Source organism: Clostridium sp. (genome assembly GCF_050717535.1).
In the GTDB taxonomy this organism is placed as follows: Bacteria; Bacillota; Clostridia; order Clostridiales; family Clostridiaceae; genus Clostridium_AD.
The window spans coordinates 22,358-44,372 of sequence record NZ_JBOITM010000087.1 but is presented as its reverse complement, the minus strand read 5'-3'; the positions used below and the strand labels follow the sequence as shown (position 1 = coordinate 44,372).

General features: G+C 31.4%; 21 protein-coding genes, 1 pseudogene and 1 CRISPR repeat array. Of the genes and pseudogenes, 12 read left to right on the top strand and 10 right to left on the bottom strand.

Translation table 11 applies throughout. The annotated features are described in order from the left end of the window. Nucleotides 1-7: 7 nt before the first annotated feature. Entirely contained in the window at nt 8-328 is a 321-nt protein-coding gene (tnpA, locus tag ACREVU_RS18930; RefSeq protein ID WP_431553153.1) for an IS66 family insertion sequence element accessory protein TnpA, read from the bottom strand. 116 nt (nt 329-444) lie between these two features. After that, nucleotides 445-1,479: direct repeats of the CRISPR family, unit length 32 nt; unit sequence GTCGCATCCTTCACGGGTGCGTGGATTGAAAT. A 528-nt stretch (nt 1,480-2,007) separates the two neighbouring features. On the opposite strand from tnpA, the gene ACREVU_RS18925 reads away from it, so the two are divergent. After that, nucleotides 2,008-2,157: a hypothetical protein gene (locus ACREVU_RS18925; protein ID WP_431553152.1), complete on the top strand. Its 150-nt coding sequence runs from the start codon at nt 2,008-2,010 to the stop codon at nt 2,155-2,157. Nucleotides 2,158-2,254: 97 nt separating this feature from the next. Further along, the gene (locus ACREVU_RS18920) at nt 2,255-2,836 is read left to right on the top strand and encodes a hypothetical protein (RefSeq protein WP_431553151.1); all 582 of its coding nucleotides are present in this window, start codon (nt 2,255-2,257) and stop codon (nt 2,834-2,836) included. A gap of 176 nt (nt 2,837-3,012) precedes the next feature. Here ACREVU_RS18920 and ACREVU_RS18915 read toward each other — a convergent pair whose 3' ends face one another. Beyond that, nucleotides 3,013-3,144 carry a Spo0E family sporulation regulatory protein-aspartic acid phosphatase gene (locus tag ACREVU_RS18915; RefSeq protein WP_431553150.1) on the bottom strand — a complete coding sequence of 44 codons (132 nt, stop codon included), beginning with the start codon at nt 3,142-3,144 and terminating at the stop codon, nt 3,013-3,015. 371 nt (nt 3,145-3,515) lie between these two features. On the opposite strand from ACREVU_RS18915, the gene ACREVU_RS18910 reads away from it, so the two are divergent. The 3 genes and pseudogenes from ACREVU_RS18910 (at nt 3,516) to ACREVU_RS18900 (ending at nt 5,052) form a co-directional block, all read left to right on the top strand. Then, nucleotides 3,516-4,121, top strand: coding sequence for a type IV toxin-antitoxin system AbiEi family antitoxin domain-containing protein (locus ACREVU_RS18910; protein ID WP_431553149.1), 606 nt, complete (start codon nt 3,516-3,518; stop codon nt 4,119-4,121). Then, on the top strand, nt 4,118-4,279 hold the full coding sequence (locus ACREVU_RS18905) for a hypothetical protein (RefSeq protein WP_431553148.1): 162 nt from the start codon (nt 4,118-4,120) through the stop codon (nt 4,277-4,279). Before ACREVU_RS18910 ends, ACREVU_RS18905 begins: the two co-directional genes overlap by 4 nt. Next, nucleotides 4,219-5,052: pseudogene (locus ACREVU_RS18900) on the top strand (nucleotidyl transferase AbiEii/AbiGii toxin family protein). The gene ACREVU_RS18905 and the pseudogene ACREVU_RS18900 overlap by 61 nt, the downstream one beginning before the upstream one ends. A 76-nt stretch (nt 5,053-5,128) precedes the next feature. Here ACREVU_RS18900 and ACREVU_RS18895 read toward each other — a convergent pair. Beyond that, nucleotides 5,129-5,596 (bottom strand): tyrosine-type recombinase/integrase, encoded by a 468-nt coding sequence (locus tag ACREVU_RS18895; RefSeq protein WP_431553147.1) that lies wholly within the window; start codon nt 5,594-5,596, stop codon nt 5,129-5,131. 8 nt (nt 5,597-5,604) lie between these two features. Between ACREVU_RS18895 and ACREVU_RS18890 the strand changes: the two genes are divergently transcribed. After that, complete coding sequence (locus ACREVU_RS18890; protein ID WP_431553146.1) at nt 5,605-5,862, top strand: hypothetical protein; 258 nt, start codon at nt 5,605-5,607, stop codon at nt 5,860-5,862. Between the two features lie 329 nt (nt 5,863-6,191). Here the strand turns inward: ACREVU_RS18890 and ACREVU_RS18885 are convergent, their stop codons facing one another. The 5 genes from ACREVU_RS18885 to ACREVU_RS18865 form a co-directional block, all read right to left on the bottom strand. Then, nucleotides 6,192-6,401: a hypothetical protein gene (locus tag ACREVU_RS18885; RefSeq protein WP_431553145.1), complete on the bottom strand. Its 210-nt coding sequence runs from the start codon at nt 6,399-6,401 to the stop codon at nt 6,192-6,194. 102 nt (nt 6,402-6,503) lie between these two features. Further along, entirely contained in the window at nt 6,504-7,073 is a 570-nt protein-coding gene (locus tag ACREVU_RS18880) for a hypothetical protein (protein ID WP_431553144.1), read from the bottom strand. Nucleotides 7,074-7,146: 73 nt separating this feature from the next. Further along, nucleotides 7,147-7,866, bottom strand: a complete 720-nt coding sequence (locus tag ACREVU_RS18875; protein ID WP_431553143.1) for a protein kinase domain-containing protein — start codon at nt 7,864-7,866, stop codon at nt 7,147-7,149. Between the two features lie 481 nt (nt 7,867-8,347). Then, complete coding sequence (locus ACREVU_RS18870; protein WP_431553142.1) at nt 8,348-9,175, bottom strand: response regulator transcription factor; 828 nt, start codon at nt 9,173-9,175, stop codon at nt 8,348-8,350. Nucleotides 9,176-9,192: 17 nt separating this feature from the next. Further along, a complete protein-coding gene (locus tag ACREVU_RS18865; RefSeq protein ID WP_431553141.1) occupies nt 9,193-10,953 on the bottom strand; it encodes a cache domain-containing sensor histidine kinase in 1,761 nt (586 codons plus the stop codon). Nucleotides 10,954-11,260: 307 nt separating this feature from the next. On the opposite strand from ACREVU_RS18865, the gene ACREVU_RS18860 reads away from it, so the two are divergent. The 5 genes from ACREVU_RS18860 (at nt 11,261) to ACREVU_RS18840 (ending at nt 18,341) form a co-directional block, all read left to right on the top strand. After that, entirely contained in the window at nt 11,261-12,532 is a 1,272-nt protein-coding gene (locus ACREVU_RS18860; protein ID WP_431553140.1) for an ABC transporter substrate-binding protein, read from the top strand. Between the two features lie 104 nt (nt 12,533-12,636). Further along, on the top strand, nt 12,637-13,506 hold the full coding sequence (locus tag ACREVU_RS18855) for a carbohydrate ABC transporter permease (RefSeq protein WP_431553139.1): 870 nt from the start codon (nt 12,637-12,639) through the stop codon (nt 13,504-13,506). A 24-nt stretch (nt 13,507-13,530) separates the two neighbouring features. Continuing rightward, on the top strand, nt 13,531-14,412 hold the full coding sequence (locus ACREVU_RS18850) for a carbohydrate ABC transporter permease (protein ID WP_431553138.1): 882 nt from the start codon (nt 13,531-13,533) through the stop codon (nt 14,410-14,412). A 73-nt stretch (nt 14,413-14,485) separates the two neighbouring features. Further along, nucleotides 14,486-16,897 (top strand): glycoside hydrolase family 94 protein, encoded by a 2,412-nt coding sequence (locus ACREVU_RS18845; RefSeq protein ID WP_431553137.1) that lies wholly within the window; start codon nt 14,486-14,488, stop codon nt 16,895-16,897. 31 nt (nt 16,898-16,928) lie between these two features. Further along, the gene (locus tag ACREVU_RS18840) at nt 16,929-18,341 is read left to right on the top strand and encodes a phosphoglucomutase/phosphomannomutase family protein (protein ID WP_431553136.1); all 1,413 of its coding nucleotides are present in this window, start codon (nt 16,929-16,931) and stop codon (nt 18,339-18,341) included. Nucleotides 18,342-18,459: 118 nt separating this feature from the next. On the opposite strand, the gene ACREVU_RS18835 is transcribed toward ACREVU_RS18840, so the two are convergent. Next, nucleotides 18,460-19,065 (bottom strand): DUF3794 domain-containing protein, encoded by a 606-nt coding sequence (locus tag ACREVU_RS18835; RefSeq protein ID WP_431553135.1) that lies wholly within the window; start codon nt 19,063-19,065, stop codon nt 18,460-18,462. A gap of 340 nt (nt 19,066-19,405) precedes the next feature. Beyond that, nucleotides 19,406-19,570 carry a hypothetical protein gene (locus ACREVU_RS18830; protein ID WP_431553134.1) on the bottom strand — a complete coding sequence of 55 codons (165 nt, stop codon included), beginning with the start codon at nt 19,568-19,570 and terminating at the stop codon, nt 19,406-19,408. Between the two features lie 284 nt (nt 19,571-19,854). On the opposite strand from ACREVU_RS18830, the gene ACREVU_RS18825 reads away from it, so the two are divergent. Continuing rightward, nucleotides 19,855-22,008: a methyl-accepting chemotaxis protein gene (locus ACREVU_RS18825; RefSeq protein WP_431553133.1), complete on the top strand. Its 2,154-nt coding sequence runs from the start codon at nt 19,855-19,857 to the stop codon at nt 22,006-22,008. Nucleotides 22,009-22,015 lie beyond the last annotated feature (7 nt).

The window sequence follows — 22,015 nt, the reverse complement described above, 5'->3', positions numbered from 1 at the left end:
TTATCTCCTAACATAGTGATAACAACAGTTCTGTCACCTTTAAAAATAAATTCTTATTAAAATCTGAATTTATCTCCATGGATGCATTACCTATATTCACAATTAAGGGTTGTTCTTTAGATATGACTTTCAATTCAGAGGTGTCAACTGAAATCCAACTAGTTGATTTTTCAGTTACAGTGTTGTTTGGTTTGAATACCCGAATCCAGTAACGTAGCGTAGCCGGTCTAATCTTTTTTGATTCGCACCACATTGTCGCTGTTTGGCCACTAGCTTTAAAGTCTGCCACTCGTTGTTCCCAAATATAGCTAACTTTTGTTCTTGACATAACAATAACCTCCTTGCTTTGAAGTTATTATCTCACGAATTCAAATGCAAAGAAATGTGGGTAGTATTTGACGCTTACAATCAATAAAAGATATATTAGATTTGGCAGATGTAGAAGTCGCATCCTTCACGGGTGCGTGGATTGAAATTCTAAATCCAGTAGTAGTTGAACCTATATATACAGTCGCATCCTTCACGGGTGCGTGGATTGAAATCAACATTAGGTTATGGAATGACAGGCAGAGAGATAGTCGCATCCTTCACGGGTGCGTGGATTGAAATCCAAAAGAGAACTCGAAGTAAGCAAATAATTTTACGGTCGCATCCTTCACGGGTGCGTGGATTGAAATTTTTTATTCCATGTAAAGGATGGACTTTTTTCACTGTCGCATCCTTCACGGGTGCGTGGATTGAAATTACTTTATTCGACCTTATTATATATAATATGTGCGTCGCATCCTTCACGGGTGCGTGGATTGAAATTTTAGTATTTGCAGGTACTTGAATATTTAAATTAGTCGCATCCTTCACGGGTGCGTGGATTGAAATTCTTTGTGTTATTATATATTTTAAACCATAAAATTCGTCGCATCCTTCACGGGTGCGTGGATTGAAATCTTTATACTGGCATAATCCATTATTTATATTAATGTCGCATCCTTCACGGGTGCGTGGATTGAAATCAGTTCAGTTTTGTATCAAATGTAGATTTAGAAATGTCGCATCCTTCACGGGTGCGTGGATTGAAATTTACCATAGAACTAATAGTTTATAAGGTTAATAATGTCGCATCCTTCACGGGTGCGTGGATTGAAATCTCAGTAATTCTATCAAAGTCACTTTTAAATATTGTCGCATCCTTCACGGGTGCGTGGATTGAAATTTTTTTGATGTGCTTTTAGGTATTTCAAACTCTGGTCGCATCCTTTACGGGTGCGTGGTTTGAAATTTTTGATACTCTCTTACTTGTCTGTTAATAATTCTACGTCGCATCCTTCACGGGTGCGTGGATTGAAATTTTTAAGTTCAAAACCTTTAGAGCTATCGCTCCAGGGTCGCATCCTTCACGGGTGCGTGGATTGAAATAAACAATATAGGTTCTCTCCCTATGCTCCGCTGAGTCGCATCCTTCACGGGTGCGTGGATTGAAATTCCTGTAGCAAATACAGCGTTTGAAGCTGCGGACAAGTCGAATTTTCACATGTTATCTTCAACAAATATGGTGTTTTGTACATTGAAAAAAGCAGCTCCATAAATGCACGCATTTTTTTCTTTGAATTTGTAGATTAGATTATGTTTATAAACTTAAGGTTTCAAATCTCAATGTAATAAGCAAAGTGTTCGGTTGGAGTATACCGCAGACGAACTTGAACTAATAGCCTTCAAAGGGGCATTATATGGCGGTGAATATACATATAATTAGTTCGTCTAATATATCGACTTTAAACGAACCGTTATATAGAATTATCTAAAAGAAAATCAAATTTAAAAAGAAAGAAACACATGGAGCCAGAAGGTTCCGTTTGGGTTAATATAACATTTTTTAATGGTTTTTATAGTTTAGAACTACAAAATAATCATATGAAACATATGGTATAATTAAGAAAATAAGTTAATTCAAACTTGTAAAATATAAAAAAACCAAAAGCAATTAAATAAAAAAAGTTGGAGGTCCTGTTGTTGGGTTTATTAAAAGTAAAAAATGAATTTTTTTCTCCTATTATATCTTTCATTAATGATAATAAATTTATTAAAGCTTGTTTAATTATAAGTGCAGGTGCTTTAGTATTTTTATTAGGAACCAAAGTTGGAGCGTCTATAAAGATGTAAACCATGCATGAAAGTAGTGCATATTTTTTAAAAGGATTGTAGATCTATAATATAGAATAAGATAATTAAGCAAGTATTTTGTAGGGGGGAGAACTTTTTGAAAAAGAAAGTAGGTTTTGCTGTTTTAGCAATAATGATTATTTCACTATTCTCAATGTTTTTAATTATTAAATTTGGTAACGGTGTAAAAACAATAGAGGAAGCCGTAATCACGCCTGGTTCGCCATTAAGTATTATCCATGAAGAAAAAACTGATAAAGGAAGTATTGTATTTTGTAATACTGTAGGTTTTGATAGTTTATTTACAGCCATCGTAAGGAAAACTTTAAGCGGTTATAAGACTGTTTATACTGGTTGGCAATCAGATATTAAACGTGTAGCAAATACTTTTGGAGTATCCTACACATATTTTCCTAACATAGAAAAAACTTCACTTCCCATATATTTCGGAATCATTGGTAATACTGATATTAAGCAAGTGAAAATTGTAGAAAAGAAGAGAAATATTGAAGGTCAAGCGAAGATTATTAACGCTAATGGAACAAGAATATGGCTTGTATATATGAATAAATTTCAGGGTTCAGATTTTGATATAATTGGTATTTCAGCAGATGGTAAAGAATTAACTAAAATAGACGGCGATATATCTCCATATTATGCAGAGCAAAAACCATTCTAAGGTTTTAAATAATTAATATACTTTAGTTCGGAATGTTCTAATATTCCGTCGCAAGTAACCCCATATCTAATGATGTGGGGTTTAATATATTTAGTTTATATTAATATTCTGAAAGTAATACAATGGTAATTATGATTCAATATATATTATTAGTCGAAATTATATTTTACTGTGTTCTAAATAAGGTTTTGGGAATAATAGTGAGAAACAATAAGCTTGTCCAATTCTTGGCTAACTAATATTGTTCTTTCATCCAAAGGTCCTTTTTCATTTATAAGTTTTATTAATTCATCTCTTAATTCTTCCATAATCTTCCTCTTTCTTTAACAATATGTTTTTTTCAACAACCTTATCCATTATATTGCAAACTTTACATTTTTACAATATAAAATATAAAAATTACAATATTAAAACTATTCAAAAAAAACAAAGTGAGCAATTAAGCCACTTTGAGGACTATTTAAAATTACTTAGAACACTACTTTATGAACCAGTTGGTTTCAGGTGAACATGTTAACGTCTTGCTAATCTATATTTAACAAAACAACTGCATATAAAAATTATTGAAGTGTTTTTGTTAAATTTATATTGAAAAAAAATTATATATAATGTATAATTAATTTAACACATATACTGCATATTAAAACAAGTGAAGAATATTTGTTAAAGAGGTGAAAGTATGAATGAAATAATAAAACAAGAAATTAAAGAATTATTTTTCGAAAATAAAGGCTATGCTACAACAAAAGAAATATCAGACAAGGGTATAAATAGATATTATGTTAGTACCCTTGAAAAATCAGGTTTTATTTCAAAAATAAAAACAGGATTATATAAGTGGGTAGATTATGATTTTCAATTCAATTTTGAATTAGTTGATGTATTTAAAATAGTCCCTAAAGGTATATTGTGCCTTACCTCGGCATTAGCTTATCATGATTTAACAACGATTAATCCTTGGCAGTATGAGATTGCTATAGAAAGAAGCAGTAAAGTTATAATTCCTGAGTATCCACCAATTAAACTTCTATATTTTTCACAAAAACAACTAAATTTAGGTATTGGCAATATAGAAGTAGATGGGCATTTAATTAAGATATATGATATAGAAAAGACAATATGTGATTGTATAAGATATAGAAATAAAATTGGAATTGATATTGTTAAAGAAGCAATTAATGAGTATATAAAAAAGAAAGATAGAAACTTTAACAAATTAATGAAATATGCTGAAGTTTGTAGAGTTCAAAAAATACTAAAACAGTATTTGGAGGTGCTTGTATGAGTATGTCAATAAAAGACATTACTGCATCGGTAAGAGCAAGACTTGCGATTATAGCAAAAAGGAACAAAGAAGTTTCGATTCAGTATTACTGTTATACATGCAAGAAAGAATATTATATAGATTGTCTATTTCAAAGTATTGTGAGCGATTTATATTAAAGGGTGGACTATTAATATTCATGTTAACAGAGTATAAGGGAAGACCTACAAAGGATATAGACTTTGTAGCAGAAAAAATATCAAATGATATAGAAAATATAAGGAAAGCATTTTCAGAAATATGTAACGTTCAATGTGAAGATGATGGACTAGTTTTTAGTGGAGATGAAATTGAAGTTGAAGAGATAAAGAAAGATGTAGACTATCACGGTATAAGAGTAAAGACCAATTGTTTTTTAGGTAATGCGAGAAAGGTGTTACAACTAGATATTGGGTTTGGGGATGTTGTTGTTCCAAAGCCACAAATGATGTAATGTCCAATCTTACTTGATATGAAAGCACCAGTAATAAAAGTATATTCTTTAGAGTCCATTATTTCAGAAAAGTTTCAAGCTATGATTTCATTATCAGTAATTAATAGTAGAATGAAAGATTTCTATGATATATTTACTCTTTTAAACAATAACAGTTTTGATGGAAGGAAGCTGCAGGCGGCTGTAGATGAAACATTGCAAACGAGGCACACGATTATTGAAAGAGAAAATATTATTTTCACAGAAGACTTTATGAAAGATGTGAATAGAATTAAAATGCGGGAAGCTTTTTTAAGAAAAATAAACTCTGTAAGTATTGAGTTTGATGAAGTTATGAGAGAAATTATAATATTTCTTAAACCCATTTATGATGTAATTGTTCATGAAGAAGAATTTTTCGAGTTTTGGGATCATAATAAGAAACAGTGGGGTAAGCATAAAAATAATATAGAGAAATAGGATAGCTATTCTGGTTTAAATAGTAAGCAAGATTATAAACTGATATGTTAACATATTTTGGCCTAGTGTAACTAATCTAGTTTATAGTAATTATAAAAAAGATATTAGTAATAAATTCTGAAACAAAAGGAGCCATTGGACTATTCAACGTTAGATTGTTGAGCTTTACAGCGGAATCTCCTTGCATGTAAGGTAATATGCGACTATAAGTATCAAGAGTTATAATAATACTGCTATGGCCAAGTCTCTCAGAAACTACTTTAGCAGTTGTGCCACTGAGTAAAAGTAGAGCTAGATGTGTATGCCGCAAATCATGGAATTTTATTTTGCAAATGTTAAGTTCAGTGATGATTTTAGTCATCTGTCTTAGAAAGTTTCTAGAAATATAGCCAGGGTCATAAGGTTCATCATTGTCCTTGTAGCAAACAAGATGACACTCTTTATATTCGAATCCAAGTGAAGTTTGTAAAACGAATTGAGCAATACTAGTAGGAATGAAAGCAAGTTCAATGTGTTCAATATAAACTGAACTGTCAGGGGTCATAAATAAGTGTGTCCATATTTAATTTCATATGCAGACATAGAAGAGCAGAGAGAATAGATTGGATAAAATCAGTGTTGCAAGATGAGTATGCAGAGTTATATGAGGGATATGATAGCAAAAGCAAAACCTGTGATAATAGTAGAAGAGTAGCTATAATAACAGAAGATGATTATTTTGTCATTATAAGATTCACAAATGGATTAAAAAGAAAAATGACCACTGATTCGGGTTCAGTAGTCGAAACCTTTATATATCCCAAACTATAAGTAAAGAATTATTTGAATAAAGTGTAACACAATGTAATGACAAATGTAATACAGATCTATTGTTGTTTGGAGTACATTTAGTTGATTTAGGGCATAATTATATTCTGATGCCAATACCACATCACTATTATATGCCTAAAAAACACTTGCAAAAGTACGAAAAAGCACCGTTTGTAAATTATTTACAAACGGTGCTAGATATTTTTCTGTAGCATTATTATATGGAGGCATTTTATTAATAGTTAATCTTGGTATTGAGATAAATATATTCTTAGTATTTTAATTACACGTGTAGATTAATGTTTAATTAATTAACTATTTTAGATCTATTATCTACTGTATGATCTACTTGAACTATTATTTGAATTACTTCTTGAATTACTCCTGGAACTACTTCTTGAACTACTGCTTGGACTTATATCTGATATACTTAAATTGCTATATGATTCGCTCAAATTACTATAAGATTCACTATTGTATTCATCTCTTATTCTGTAGTTTCTATGACCTTTACATGATTCATCCTTTAAATTATACATAAAGGCAACTCCTTTAATTTATATTTTATTTAGACTGATATTAAGTTAAGGTTCTTAACTTAATATATATTATGCCCAAGCCCTATATTTTGTTAGTAGTTATTATTGATGATCCAAAAATATTTCTTTTATAAATTTTTCGAAGTTTTCTAATTGGGAATATTTATTGCTTTCATATATATCTGTTGCAGTTAATATGGTGTTATACTTTCTAGAACTTAAGGATGGCATTTTTTCATATTCATTTTTTTCGTATAAATTTCTTAGAGTAGCACCTATTAATAAAAGGTTTTCATAGTGTTTACCGTTAGAAAATCCTCTTATTTTAGAGGGGTCATTGTTAGTAGGTCCAAAGAATAATGATTTAGCTAGCCATCCTTTGTTAGCTTTGCCAACTCTTGTAGTTTTAGTTAAAATAAGATTTATATATGGTGTAAATTCTATAAAACTTCCTTTGTGTGTCTTTATACCAGCTATTGGATACCATAACCCCTTTATTTTTCCGCTATTGGTTCCAGAAGATCTATAAAAAGCTAAGGTTACTGTTTCCATGGTATCATTAAACATAATACCTAAATCTATTAAACCTATCATCCTAAAAGGATCTAAAGTGTAGATATTTGCCCTAAAACTTTTAGGATACATTTTATATATGCTAACTGAATTTGGCATTATACATTCCTCCTTCCTTTAGAAGTGAAATATAATTTTTTTAATATGAAATAACAAAACTTTATTTATTTATCTAATTAATTTTCTTTAACTTTGCTAGATCTTGTCTAGCTTCTTCAAGATTTTTATACTCACCATCAAGTCCCATAAGCTTCTTTAAAAAATGTCTTTCTTCCTCCAATAGATCAAGTTCTTCATACCAAGGTTTTTCTTCTTCTGAATCTTCGCCCACATAAGAGGAATAATATAGATGAATTAAAAAATCAGAAAAGAACCAATAATCTACTTCTTTTGTATATCTTTTATTATCTATGAATCTTGCCAATCCAAAGTCAATTAATAATAATTCTTTATTATCATTAACAATTACATTAGAAGTTCTAATATCTCGGTGTACAATATTTTCATTATGCAATTTTTTTATCAAATCTAAAAGCTTATCAGCAATTTCGTAAATATTCTCTTTGGTAAATTCATATTGGGTTTTAGACAATATTTGATGAAATGTATTTCCCTCCATATATTCTAATATATAGCCTTCTCTATCCTCATCTTCAAATCTTGAAATAAATTTAGGAAAACCTAGATAATTATCTAAATGTCTCAATATTTTTTCCTCATAAAACAATTTTTTTCTAGTATATTCAAGTTCTTCTACCTTCAATTGTTTTATTACACATTTTTCACCTTTATCATTTACTCCTAAATATGCAATACCATAACGTCCTTCACCTAAAAATTTCTCAATAATATATTTATCTAGCACTTCTCCTTTGTTATAATACTTGTCCATATTCTTATCACCTATTCTTTTAAAAATTTAGAATAAGACTATACTTGTTAATACTGATTTGGTCATTTAAATTTCTTATAACTACATATACCATTAAAATATTTTCAACATAAGAGTTATATATCGAAAATATGTTCCATTAAATCAAATCAGTATTTTTAAATGCCTTTATTATAAATTTACAATAGGTTGATTAAGGAGCTTGTACAGAATATAGCTAGCATATACTCTATATATTTAATATATTCTATTAAAATATTTATGTGAGCAAAAATAAAAACATAAGCACACGTCAAAATTCAATGTAAACTATGGGGAAACAGGGTTCGGAAGGTTCGACTCCTATCTGATGCATCATACAAGAAACCCTAGAAGAGTTAATGCTTCTAGGGTTTCTTTATTTTCTTTAATTTTTAATAATAATGTAGAAAATTAAGTTGCAGAGATTGAATTATCATAACTTTTAAATTTAGAAAACTTATTAGATATTTTTATTATTACAAATCTTATTTCGATATTCCATAGGTTTCAAACCAGTAATACTTTTAAAGAGTTTATTGAAATAAGTTACGTCTGTAAAACCTATCATTGCTGAAACCTCATAAATTTTGTATTGGGGTTGAACTAATAGTTTTTTAGCTTGGTCAATACGGATTTCACTTAAGATATCAATGAAGGTGCTACCAGTCTCTTTTTTTATAAGTTTACTAAGGTACCAGGTACTGATATATAAATAGGCTGATACATCTTTTAAGGTTAAACCCATATTTACATTATCCTTCATAAAAGACAGGGCTTTAACTACAAGAAGCTTAGAACTTTTTTCGTTAGTATTAAGTGATTTATCTTCTGTAATTGTAACTCTATTACTTAAACTGTAATCTTCTTTAACCTTTTTTTTCAAATTTTCAAAGATTTCTTCATTTGATTTTAATTTTTTAAGTTCAATAATAGCTTCTTCAACGGAGAGGATTATTTCCTTAGTATTTGTGGGTTTAAGAAGAAACCTAAAGGCTCCAAGTTTAATAGCTTGTTGGGCATACTCAAAATCTCTAAAGCCAGATAATATTATTACTTTACATTCATGCTTATGTTTTTTTAATTTAGAAATCATTTCTAAACCATTTAAACCAGGCATCCTAATGTCAGTAAATACAATGTCGGGCTCTTTTGATAAAAGCATTTCTAGACCTTCGTCACCGTCTTCAGCTTCACCTATAACCTTGCATCCCAACGTTTCCCAATCAATAACAGTTTTTAGACCTTCTCTTATGATTTCTTCGTCATCAATTATAAGTACTTTATACATTTAAGATACACCCCTTTCTATATGTTTACGGGTACTGTAATCGTAACAATAGTCCATATACCTTCCTTACTTTCTATTTTTAGTCCGTAGTCTTTACCATAAAGCAATCTAATTCTTCGATGCACGTTAATTATACCTATTTTAGAATTATCCAAGAAATTTTCATGTCCTGAAAATTTATCATCGCTCATAGCTTCTATTAGGGCTAATAATTTGTTTTTTTCAATACCTAAACCGTCATCTGCTACAGTAATAATTAGTTGATTATTTTCCTTTTTTATTGTAATAGTTACTGTTCCTCCACCCTTTTTCATTTCAAGTCCATGGTAGATTGTGTTTTCAATTATAGGTTGAATTAAAAGCTTAGGAAGTCTGTTATTAAGGGCATCTTCATCAATATCTAAAATAAATTCTATTTTCTTTCCAAATCGTTTCTGGATTAAGAATTTATAGCTTTGGATGTATTCGATTTCTTTAAAAATAGGAATAAATTTTTCGTTGCTCCTATTTAGGTTTGCTTCTATAATGTACGAAAAGGCAGAAATCATTTCACTGACCTCATCATCGCCATGAATTTTTGCTTTCCAGTTAATGGACTCAAGTGTATTATATAAAAAGTGAGGATTAATTTGAGCTTGCAGCGCATTAATTTCAGATTGCTTCATTACAAGTTGTTCTTTATATACGGTATCAATTAGGTTCTTTATATTTTCCGACATTTTATTAAAGGTACCAAATACGAAACCAAATTCATCCTTACGATTACTTTCTATTATTACACCAATGTTACCATTTTCTATTTCTTTCATTCTTTTTATTAATAGATTTAGTGGACGTATCATTGTACTATGTAAATAATTTATAAGTAATAGGCAAATAGGAAGGGTAGCAATACAAAGAAGTATACTAATTTGGGCTACTTTTCGGAGATCTTTAAATAATACATTTCTTGAAATTCCAACAACAAGTTTCCAATTGGCCGGTTTTATTGTGTCATATATCATATATATAGAATCATTTTTAGTCTTTATCTCGCCTTCACCTTTGTCTAAATTAGAATCAAGGAAAGATTGTATGGACTTATTAGAATTTATATCAAAACTATTATTTATAAATATTATTTGACCATCGCTGCCATAGAGGCCTAGAGTTTGCTTAGAGTCAATTATTATATTATTGAATACCTCCATAAAATACTGATTATCTATTTTAAAGGCTAAAAGCCCCACTACCTTATTCACATCTAATGGGTCGTATATGGATTTTGCCAGGTATATATCATTTATTTTACCGTTTTTACTTACTACAGACCATACTGGAGAGCCTTTCCCTTTTATGGCTATCTCATTTAATTTATCTATGTTGGCATAACATTCTGTAGTAGCAACAAAAGATCTGTTTGCTTGAAAAACTTTTCCACTCTTAGAATATTTGATGAGAATTTCGTTTAGCTCATATTTAGAAAAAAGTAAAGATTGTAAATACTGTTGAAAATTATTTTCATATATAAAATCTAAATTATTAGTATTAATTAAGGTATTTGTATCAATTATTTTACGGTCATAAAAAAGCTGTATTGAAAAAAGGGTAAGCTTGTGCATTCTGTCTGAAAGCGATTGAGTTAGTTGCGCTGCTGCACTTTGATAGTCAACTATAGCTTTTTTTTTAATCATTTTTGAATAATTAATATATCCTAAATATCCAATAATTATTGTAGGATAAAGAATAAATAGAATTGCAATAATAATAAGCTTGGATTTCATAGAATGTTTTATCATAATAAAAGTCCTTTCATAATATGATTTAATTTTTAGTATGTTTTATATTATTATACATTATATTGCGCTGGATGAATTAGAAATTCTATGATTTCGTTTACAAGCCAAAATAAACAAATAAATGCCAATATTAACAGATTTAATGTTTTTGGTATGGATGATATAATATGTTTGTAAGTTGATAGTAGACATGAAAACATTTACAAAACTAACTTAAAAAGATTCAATCAGTATTGTTAATAAGAGTAAATCTCATACTTTGATATATTAATAATATTGTAGAAATAAAAAATAGGGGGATATCAAAATGAAGAAATCCAAAAAATTGATTTGTTTGATTATGACAACTGCTGTTTTATCTTCAGCTTTAGTTGGATGCGGTACCAAGAATTCGGGTACAACTACAAGTACAACAGCTGTTGCGGAAAAAGAAGTAACAATTAGAGTAGAAACAACTTTTACTGGTGCAGACCCATACACAGAAGTATGGCAACAGGCTATAAAAGATTTTGAGGTGAAAAATCCTAAAATTAAAGTTATAGACGAAGCTACTTCTGCTGCAAGTGAGGCTTTTAAAACTAAAATAAATACTGATTTTGCCTCAGGTAATGAACCAGATGTAACATATGGATTTAACGGCGCAGCTGGGAAACCGCTTGTTGATTCCGGTAAGGTAATTTCTTGGGAAGATGAATTAGCTAAAGATGCTACTTGGGCTGGAAACTTTAAGAAAGCGGGTCTGGATGCAGGTAAGTATGATGGTAAGCTTTATGCACTTCCTTACATTGGATTTTTTGAAGGAGTATGGATAAATACCGATTTATTTAAGAACAACGGACTTGAAATCCCTAAGACTTATGAAGATATTTTAAAGGCTATTCCAGTACTTAATGCAAAGAACATAACCCCAATCGCTTGTTCTTTTGCTGAAGAACCACATTATTTAATTGAGACATTATTACTTTCACAAGGTGGAGTAGAAGGTCATAATAAATCATTTGATGCCAGCTGGGCTCCAGCACTTGCACTGGCTAAAGATCTCTATGATAAAAAAGCATTTACAAAAGATGCCTTAACAATTAAACAAGCTGCTTGTGCTCAGATTTTTGCTGATAAAAAAGCTGCAATGTTTATTTCGGGTTCTTGGTCAGGTGGAGCATTTCAAGGAATAGAAGGTGTTAACGTAATACCGTTCCCTCTAGTACCGGGTGCAAAAGCTAATGCTAATGACATCATCGGTGGTACAGGAACAGGGTGGTATGTAACTAAGGCTCTTAATGACGAGAAAAATGGAGCTGGTATGAAATTTGTTAAGTTTATGACTCAGCCAGAGATGCTTGCGAAATTTGCTGAAAAAGGTGGGGTACCACTACTAAATGTACCAGTTTCAACTACAGGTGGTAAACTTTCAAAAAATATCGGTGACTTTATGACCAGTGCCACTAGCATGTCTAGTCCTGCTGGAGATAATATGAATCAGGAAGCATTTACAACTATATGGAAAGGTATGCAATATATAGTTGCTGGAAAGAAGACTTCACAGCAAGTACTTGATGAAGCACAAAAACTAGCAAAATAATTAATATTTAGTAATAATATCTCAAATCAGTAATACACAATGCACAATAGATAATGAATCTGTGCATTGTGTATTTTAAAATAATGATTCAAGGAGTAATGAATATGATTTTAAAGAATAAGAAATATGCTTTTCTATTTTTAGCACCAGCTCTTACTTTAATTACGATTTTTCTATTTAATCCGTTAATCCAAACTGTTTATTTTAGCTTAACTGATTGGCATTATTTTTCAATGAAAAAGTCTTTCATTGGACTGGAAAATTATCGGAGACTTCTACAAGATCCAGTAGTTGGAATAGCAATTAAAAATACATTATTATTAATATTATTATGTATTATATTTGAAATTGGAATAGCGCTACTTCTTGCTATGTTAATGGACGGAGTTAAGAGGGGTTTTAAGATTTATAGAACAATTTTCTTTTTTCCGGTTGTAGTATCAGGTTCTGCAATTGGACTTTTGTTTTCGCTCACATACCAGTATGATGCAGGTCTTTTGAATAACATTTTAGGTGTATTCGGTATATCAAAGATAATATGGCTAACTGAAAAAACTTCAGCTATACTTTCTATGGCACCATATATTTGGCAAATGACTGGTTTTTATTTTGTAATATTTATGACTGCACTTACAAAAATACCAAGCGATATATATGAATCAGCATCTTTGGATGGTGCAACAGGGTTTGCCAAATCAATATATATAACTCTTCCACTTATACGGGATGTAATAATTACAACTATTGCCCTGGTAATTACATCAGCTATAAAGGTTTTTGATATTATATTTGTAATAACGCAGGGAGGTCCTATGAATTCAAGTCAGGTATTAAGCACGTATATATATCAAACTACATTCCAATCTATGAATCAAGGATATGGGTCTGCACTATCTATTCTTATGGTTGTTATAGGAATTGGACTTACTATTATTACTACATTAATGTCAAGGAAAGAGCCGATAAGTTATTAGTTGTTTATGAAGGGATGTTAGAGTATGTTAAATACAAAAGTTTCAAAAGATATTTATATAGAAAAAAAACATAATAAATCAAAATTTAAGATGTCTAAGGTTATTACACATTTTATATTAATGCTATGGGGTATAACAACAATTGCACCAATAGCATGGGTTATTATGAATAGCTTTAAGAGTTCATCTGAAATAATTTCCAGCGCTCTTAGTTTTCCTGCTAAAATTAATTTCGATAACTTCGCTGCGCTTGGGAAATATTCTCAAATAGATATTCCTAGGGGATTTTTTAATAGTCTTGTTATTTCGGGCAGTGTCGTTGTATTAGTGTTATTTTTCGGAGCTATGGCTGCATTTGTATTAGGAAGATTTAAGTTTTTTTTAAATGGTCCAATAATGGTACTTTTAGTTGCTAGTATGCTTGTTCCACAATTTGCAGTTATTATTCCTAATATTAAAATATTGCAGTTTTTTCATTTTAATAACACTTTTTTAGCTGTAATAGTACCACATACTGCTGGATTTTTAAATTTTGCTATAATCATGATGGCTGGATTTATGAAGTCTCTTCCTATTGAGCTTGAAGAAGCTGCCATAATAGATGGGTGTAGTATACCAAAAATATTCATGAAAATAACACTCCCCTTATCTACTCCAATGCTCGCCACCACAGGTATAATGGTTTTTTTATGGTCTTATAATGATTTACTTCTTCCACTTGTATATCTTACAGGAAAATTAAGACCTATAAGTGTTCTTTTATCACAAATTTCAAGCCAGTTTACTACGGATTATGGCGCTATGATGGCAGCACTTACAATAACAATAGTTCCAGTAATAGTACTCTATATATTTTCTCAAAAATACGTAATTAAGGGTATGACAGCTGGTGCAGTTAAGGGATAAGGATAATAAACCAACTACTAAAGAAAGAATGTGACTTTAGATTTAACATTACAAGTGAAAGGGATAAGATAAAATGAAATATGGATATTTTGATAATGCACACAGGGAATATGTTATTCAGCGACCTGATGTTCCGGTATCTTGGACGAACTATCTTGGGGTAAAGGATATGTGCGGGGTAATTTCTCAAAATGCAGGTGGGTACCTATTTTATAAAAAGCCACAATATAATAGAATAACTCGGTTTAGACCAAACAGTGTACCACTAGATAGACCTGGGCACTATGTTTACCTTCGGGATGATGAATCTGGCGACTACTGGACAATTTCTTGGCAACCAGTAGGCAAGGATCTTAAAAAGGCTAATTATGAATGCCGTCATGGGCTATCTTATTCCAAATTTTCCTGCGAATATAGCGATATAAGTGCTAAGCAGGTATTGTTTATTCCCCTAAACGATGATGTAGAATTATGGGATGTATTGATAAAAAACAATGGAACAGTTCCGCGTAAATTAAGTGTATTTTCTTACGTAGAGTTTTCATTTCAAAATATTGATATGGATAATGAAAACTTTCAAATGAGTTTATATGCATCAGGTTCTAGTTATGAAGATGGAATTATAGAAAATGATCTTTTTTATGATACTGATGAGACCGGCTATCAATACATAGCATCCAGCTTTCAGCCAGATGGCTATGATTGCATGCGAGATAAGTTCCTCGGAAACTACCACACTGAAGATAATCCAATAGCTGTAGAAAAGGGGATTTGTAGTGGAAGCTCAGAACTCGGTGGAAACCACTGTGGTGCGTTACATAAAAAAATAACCTTAGCTTCAGGAGAAGAAACTAGAGTTATATTTATGGTTGGTGTTGGGTCAAGAGCTGAAGGCATGAAAATGAAGGCTAAATATTCAAATTTTGATACTGTAGATGGAGCATTTACTGAACTTCGCGAATATTGGGAAGAAAAATTATCTGCATTTCAGATTAAGACACCAAATGAAGGCATGAATACAATGATAAATACATGGAACCTTTATCAAGCAGAAACAAACGTTGTGTTCTCGAGATTTGCTTCATTTATTGAAGTAGGTGGAAGAACAGGACTTGGATATAGAGATACTGCTCAAGACGTTATGTGTGTTCCTCATACAAACCCTAAAAAGTGTAAGCAGCGTATAATTGAACTTCTTCGTGCACAGACGTCTGTAGGCTACGGACTACATTTATTTGAGCCAGAGTGGTTTGACCCAGATACTTCGAAGACCTTACCTTCAAAATCACCAACAGTTGTACCAACTCCAAGTATGTCGGATGTAGTGCACGGATTAAAGGATGCATGCTCAGATGACGCATTATGGCTAATTGCAGCAATATGTGAATATGTACAAGAAACTGGTGAAGCTCAGCTATTTGATACAATGGTTACTTTTGCTGATGGAGGAGAAGCCACAGTATATGATCACATGAAGAGAATACTTGATTTCTCAACTGAGCAGGTTGGAGCTACAGGGATATGCAAAGGGCTTAGAGCTGACTGGAATGACTGCCTAAATCTTGGAGGTGGGGAAAGTGCTCTAGTATCTTTCCTGCATTTTTGGGCACTTAGAAACTTTGTTGAATGTGCTAACTTCTTGGGTAGAACAGAAGATGCAAGGGTATATGGGGAAGTAGCGAGTAAGGTTAAAAAAACATGTGAAAATGAGCTTTGGGATGGAGAATGGTATATTCGTGGAATTACAGGGGATGGAGAAAAAATAGGAACTCAAAAGAATGCAGAAGGAAAGGTTCACCTTGAGTCAAACACTTGGGCAGTTATTTCTGGTGTAGCTGGACCAGAAAGGTCTAGAGCCTCAATGAATGCAGTAGATAAATATTTATATTCAGATTTTGGGCTACAGTTAGTATCACCATCCTATGCCAAACCAAATGATGGAATAGGTTTCGTAACTCGTGTATACAAGGGAGTTAAGGAAAATGGAGCTATCTTCAGTCATCCAAACCCATGGGCATGGGTTGCTGAATGCAAACTTGGACGTGGTGACAGGGCAATGAAGTTCTATAATGCCTTATTACCTTATAATCAAAATGATATGATAGAGACTCGTGAGGCTGAACCATACTCATATTGTCAATTTGTCATGGGAAAAGATCATACAGCTTATGGTAGGGCGAGACACCCTTGGCTTACAGGAAGTGCTGGTTGGGCATATTATGCAGCATCTCACTACATGCTGGGAGTTCGTCTGAACTTTGATGGTATGATTATAGATCCATGTATCCCAGGAGAGTGGAAAGGATTTGAAGTAACTCGTGTATGGCGCGATGCAACTTATAATATAACTGTACAAAATCCAAATGGAGTACAAAAGGGCATTAAAGAGTTAATACTAAATGGAACAGTAGTAGAAGGCGCAATTAAGCCGCAAAAGGCGGGAACGCATAATACTATAGTTGCTATAATGGGCAAGTTAAAATAGTTATATTTAAATTAGTAAAGGAGCTAAGAATATGATTAAATTTGGGACTGGGGGATGGAGAGCTTTTATAGGAGAAGATTTTACAAAAAAAAATGTACAACTTCTTTCGCAAGCACTTGCAACCCACATGAAAAATGAGAAATGTGAAGGTAGCGGTTTTGTAATAGGTTATGATAACAGATTTTTATCTGACAAAGCAGCAAAATGGGTTTCTGAGGTAATGGCTGGAAATGGAATAAAGGTTTTTTTAGTAGATAAATCTGCGCCTACACCTCTAATAATGTTTACTGTGAATTCTTTAGACTCGTATTATGGTGCGGCTGTAACAGCAAGCCATAACCCAGCTGATTACAATGGACTCAAAATTTTCACTAGGGGAGGACGAGATGCCAGTGAAGATGTTACAAGAAGTCTTGAAGAAATTATAAACAATATTACTATAGATGATGTTGTGCTTGTTAACTTTGATACTGGAATAGCAGATGGTTTAATTGAAATTATAGATCCCTTTAACGAATTTATAGATTCAATTATTAGCATGATCGATATGGAATCTATAAAAAATAGTAAACTAAAGGTAGCTCTTGACCCCATGTTTGGAGTTTCCAAGACTTGTCTTCAAACTATACTTTTAACTGCAAGATGTGATGTTGAAGTAATAAATAATAGACACGATACCTTATTTGGTGGGAGATTACCTTCCCCAAGTACGCATACACTACATCGTTTAAAGGACTTAGTAGTTGAAAAAGGATATGATATTGGCATAGGTACAGATGGAGATGCAGATAGACTTGGAATCATAGATGAAAAAGGTAATTTTATTCATCCAAACGATATCCTTTCTGTGTTATATTACTATTTATTAAAGTACAAGGGATGGAAGGGTGGCGTTGTAAGAAATCTTGCAACCACTCATCTTCTAGACAAAATAGCAGCGGGATTTGGCGAGCAGTGTTACGAAGTTCCAGTTGGATTTAAGAATATAAGCTCAAAAATGGAAGAAAAGAATGCATTAATCGGGGGAGAAAGCAGTGGTGGATTAACTATTCGTGGACATATTAAGGGAAAAGATGGAATATTTGCTGCCAGCCTTTTAATCGAACTTCTAAGTGTAACAGGAAAAAGTTTATCAGAATTACTCCAGGAAATTCATAAGCAATATGGATATTTCTATATGACAGAATTTGATTATAAATTTAGCATAGAAGATAAAGAGCGAATTAGGACAAAACTTCTTGTAAATAAGTTAATCCCAGATTTTGGTTATGAAGTAGAAAAAACAAGCTATGAAGATGGCTTAAAGGTATATTTTAAAAATGGTGGCTGGATTATAGCAAGGTTCTCTGGTACAGAACCACTACTCAGAGTGTTTTCTGAAATGGAAAATGAAGCTATGGCAAGTGGTATAAGTAATACTATGAGAGAATTCTTAAATTTATAAGTATATTAACAAGGTTTGTTAAAAATAATTTAGCTAGATTTGTGTAAACAAATCTAGCTAAATCACCTTGGAATGAAAAACGGACAATCAGTAAAAGTTTAAAATATATTTAAGGGTGTTATTTTAAGCAAATGTGTTCTACCCTTGTAATTTTAAGCTTTATTTTTACAATCATTCTTTCTACAATTGTGTTATAGGTAATAGCAAAATCTGGTGCATCTGTTGCAACATCATTTGGATCTAATAACTCATCTTCTTCGCAGACTACTACAGCACTTAATATTTCAACTTTGTCAGTTTTACAGAGTGGATCTTTAGTTTTTACTTCAACAAAAGTTGTAAAAGGTATTCTCGTTGTAAACTGATATACTGGTCCACCTACAGCACTATCTGTAAAGTCTGTTATTGTTTTATAAAGTATATTTTTATCAATAAAACCGTCTACTATTACTTTTGTGTTATAGTGTGATTGACAACCCTCAGGTATACAAACTAATGTTAATTTAGAATTTGAGATTATAACTTCTTTATCAATATCTACAATACGAAAAACAGGAGGATTTGGTGGGGATATTGTTAATTCACTTACTATTAATTCTTCTTTTTCTCCAAATCCTTTAACTACAGGAACTTGAATCATTTTTGCTGGTTCTGGTATGGGTTTAACTGGTTCTGATTTATGCTTAGTTGTATATGGTATGCTACATAAATTCTGTTTAAACATATTATTTAAAACCCCTTTCAGTAAATTATTTAATAACATAGCTTATTAATAAAGATACCTTATTAAGGCTTAATGTTATGTAATCATTTGTTTATAATATATTCTATGCAGTTAAATTACTTATGCTACTAGATTATTTACTATAAAGCACCTACAAATATAGTGTTAACTTTGTTTTATGATTAGGTATTTGGTGCAGGGATTGAACATTTAAACGCGAAGACATATCGACATAATAGCTTATGTTCACATAGCCAGAAGGCGTGCAAGTATTTAAAAAATTAATTGATAAGGCATGCATAAAAGAAAACCCAGTAACCATAGCAGTTACTGGGTTTATTTATTTCTTGGTCTTTTCTTCGCCTAAAGGGACACTAGTAATATCACTAGTCATATTGGATATGTTATACATAATAGACATTTCAGTATTTGAAACTCCACTACTGCTTTTGTTAGCATCTAATTGATTAATTGAATTTTTTGATTTTCCTAATTTATTATTCATTAATATTCTCCTTCCAAATACAATAATTACACTTCATAAATTAAGTGTATTATAGTTTACCCATTTTACTATAAAGTATTTTTGAATAAATGTTGAACAATTTGTAGTTTATATTTAGGATATTAAACTATAAGAACACCGTAGGAAGATTTAAAACAAATAATACTATATAATTAAAAATTAAAGGGTTTATGTTAAAATATATAAATAAATATTTTTTTGATTATTCGAAACATTATGAAATATTTGTAATTGCTGATGAACATGAATTAGGGGGGGGTTTTATGGGAATTAAACATTGGAATTTTATAAATAAATATGAAAATAAAGACAATGTAACAAAAGAAAAAACAAGGTTCAAATTATTTAATATTGTAAAAAACAATAATAAAAAAGGTACTTCAATTAGAAAGAAAATACCAATTCTTATTGGGACACTAATAATTATATCTATGGTGGCAACTTCTATTTTTACTTATATAAAATCATCCACCATTATATTTGATCAAAGTAAGGCTGAAATGATGTCTCTCAATAAAGCAACAATAGAAACCATTTCTGTTATGATAGAAAAGCAGCAAGCGCAAGTACAAGGTCTATGCAATATTAAGCAAATAATGGATGTAATGGGACTTAAGGATAAGCTGGATGCAGTTTCAGTGGGACAATATAAAAATGCAGTAATTGAAAATAATGACAAATTCACTACATATATTTCAAATAATAAAGATATTGAAAGAGTTTTTTTAGTTGATATAAATGGGAACATATTATCAGATAGTGATAGTGCTTCTATAGGAAAAAGTGTAGCAGATCAAAGTTACCATTCAATTAGCTCAAGTGGGGGACTAGCTATTAGTGAAACCATGAAATCTAAACTAACAGGGAAGGCGGTTATGGTGTTTACTAGCCCCGTTGTAACCGAAGATAAATATGGTCAAACAGTAGGTTATGTAGCAGTATCTGTATATGCAGATAGCTTTTCAAAGTATATGAAAGATGTAAGCATATCTAATAGTAAATCAAGCTATGCTTATTTAATTGATGAAAAAGGTAAAATATTATACCATAGAAACAGTGAAAAGATAGGAAAGGATGTTGAAATTACATCAATAAAGGAGCTAGTTGACAAGGTTTCAAAGGGACAAAAAATTAAGGCTGGCACCATAGAATATGCATTTGATGGAATTGAAAATTTTTCAGCTTATGGAGTTGTTCCAGTTACAAACTGGACGTTGGTTGTTACCGGAGATATGAATGAGATTAGACAACCAGTAAATGAAATGACACAGAGAATTCTAATAATAGCAGCACTTATAGGTATACTTTCTATATTAATTGGCATAGTTGTATCAAGGATAATAGTGAGTCCGTTGACAAAGGTAACTTTACTTGTAGATAAAACTTCTAAATTGGATTTAAGTGAGGACAAGGATATAGACGACTTAATTAGAACTAATGATGAAATAGGAACTATATCTAGAGCTATAGTTAATATGAGAAAAACATTGAAAGATGTTGTACTAGATTTAATGGAAGCTTCAGATAATATCACAAGCAATGCGCTTACGGTTGAAGACCTTACAAAAGTGAAAGCAGAAGAAAGTTCTTTTGAAACTGAAAATTTATCAGCTGGAATGGAAGAAACTGCAGCTACGGCGGAGGAAATTTCTGCTTCATCAGGAGAAATGAAAAACATGGTTAGTATAATAGCTAATAAAGCTTCAGATGGTACTAATATAGCCAAAGAAATTGTTAAAAAAGCAATGGGAATTACTGTTTCTACTAAAGGGTCTAAGGAAGATACTGATAAGCTTTATAATGATATAAAGAAGCAGTTAGAAGTTGCAATAGAGGATTCAAAAGCCGTTGAGGAAATACATGAATTGGCAACTTCCATATTGCATATAACTAGTCAAACCAATTTATTAGCGCTAAATGCTGCTATAGAAGCTGCCAGAGCTGGAGAAGCAGGAAGAGAGTTTGCAGTAGTAGCTGATGAGGTTAGAAAGCTGGCAGAGCAATCTGGAGCAACTGCAGCTAATATTCAAAATGTAGTTAAAGTTGTAAATGCTTCTGTAAAGAATTTATCTAGTAGTTCTACTAGAATGTTAGATTTTATGAATGAAGAAGTTTCTCTAAATTATGAGATTATTATGGGCACGGGAAAAGAGTACATGGATGATGCAGAGAATTTTAATAAGTTCATGAGTGAATTTGATGAGACAGCGCAACAATTGAATTCATCAATAAATGGAATTACAATTGCAATAGAACAAGTAGCAGGTACTGTTAATGAAGGATCAGAGGGTATATTTAAAATTTCAGATAAGAGCATCGATATAGTAAATAAAATGGAAGAAATAAAAGGTACAACCAGTGGAAACAAGATTAGTGCGGAAAAATTAAAAGATATAACATTAAAATTTAAGATATAATGAAAAA

Excerpts from the sequence above, each read along its gene's own strand:
- tnpA (WP_431553153.1), bottom strand. The coding sequence starts at position 328 with ATGTCAAGAACAAAAGTTAGCTATATTTGGGAACAACGAGTGGCAGAC.
- ACREVU_RS18915 (WP_431553150.1), bottom strand. The coding sequence starts at position 3,144 with ATGGAAGAATTAAGAGATGAATTAATAAAACTTATAAATGAAAAAGGA.
- ACREVU_RS18910 (WP_431553149.1), top strand. The coding sequence starts at position 3,516 with ATGAATGAAATAATAAAACAAGAAATTAAAGAATTATTTTTCGAAAAT.
- ACREVU_RS18905 (WP_431553148.1), top strand. The coding sequence starts at position 4,118 with ATGAGTATGTCAATAAAAGACATTACTGCATCGGTAAGAGCAAGACTT.
- ACREVU_RS18895 (WP_431553147.1), bottom strand. The coding sequence starts at position 5,596 with ATGACCCCTGACAGTTCAGTTTATATTGAACACATTGAACTTGCTTTC.
- ACREVU_RS18885 (WP_431553145.1), bottom strand. The coding sequence starts at position 6,401 with ATGTATAATTTAAAGGATGAATCATGTAAAGGTCATAGAAACTACAGA.
- ACREVU_RS18880 (WP_431553144.1), bottom strand. The coding sequence starts at position 7,073 with ATGCCAAATTCAGTTAGCATATATAAAATGTATCCTAAAAGTTTTAGG.
- ACREVU_RS18875 (WP_431553143.1), bottom strand. The coding sequence starts at position 7,866 with ATGGACAAGTATTATAACAAAGGAGAAGTGCTAGATAAATATATTATT.
- ACREVU_RS18870 (WP_431553142.1), bottom strand. The coding sequence starts at position 9,175 with ATGTATAAAGTACTTATAATTGATGACGAAGAAATCATAAGAGAAGGT.
- ACREVU_RS18865 (WP_431553141.1), bottom strand. The coding sequence starts at position 10,953 with ATGATAAAACATTCTATGAAATCCAAGCTTATTATTATTGCAATTCTA.
- ACREVU_RS18860 (WP_431553140.1), top strand. The coding sequence starts at position 11,261 with ATGAAGAAATCCAAAAAATTGATTTGTTTGATTATGACAACTGCTGTT.
- ACREVU_RS18855 (WP_431553139.1), top strand. The coding sequence starts at position 12,637 with ATGATTTTAAAGAATAAGAAATATGCTTTTCTATTTTTAGCACCAGCT.
- ACREVU_RS18850 (WP_431553138.1), top strand. The coding sequence starts at position 13,531 with ATGTTAAATACAAAAGTTTCAAAAGATATTTATATAGAAAAAAAACAT.
- ACREVU_RS18845 (WP_431553137.1), top strand. The coding sequence starts at position 14,486 with ATGAAATATGGATATTTTGATAATGCACACAGGGAATATGTTATTCAG.
- ACREVU_RS18840 (WP_431553136.1), top strand. The coding sequence starts at position 16,929 with ATGATTAAATTTGGGACTGGGGGATGGAGAGCTTTTATAGGAGAAGAT.
- ACREVU_RS18835 (WP_431553135.1), bottom strand. The coding sequence starts at position 19,065 with ATGTTTAAACAGAATTTATGTAGCATACCATATACAACTAAGCATAAA.
- ACREVU_RS18830 (WP_431553134.1), bottom strand. The coding sequence starts at position 19,570 with ATGAATAATAAATTAGGAAAATCAAAAAATTCAATTAATCAATTAGAT.
- ACREVU_RS18825 (WP_431553133.1), top strand. The coding sequence starts at position 19,855 with ATGGGAATTAAACATTGGAATTTTATAAATAAATATGAAAATAAAGAC.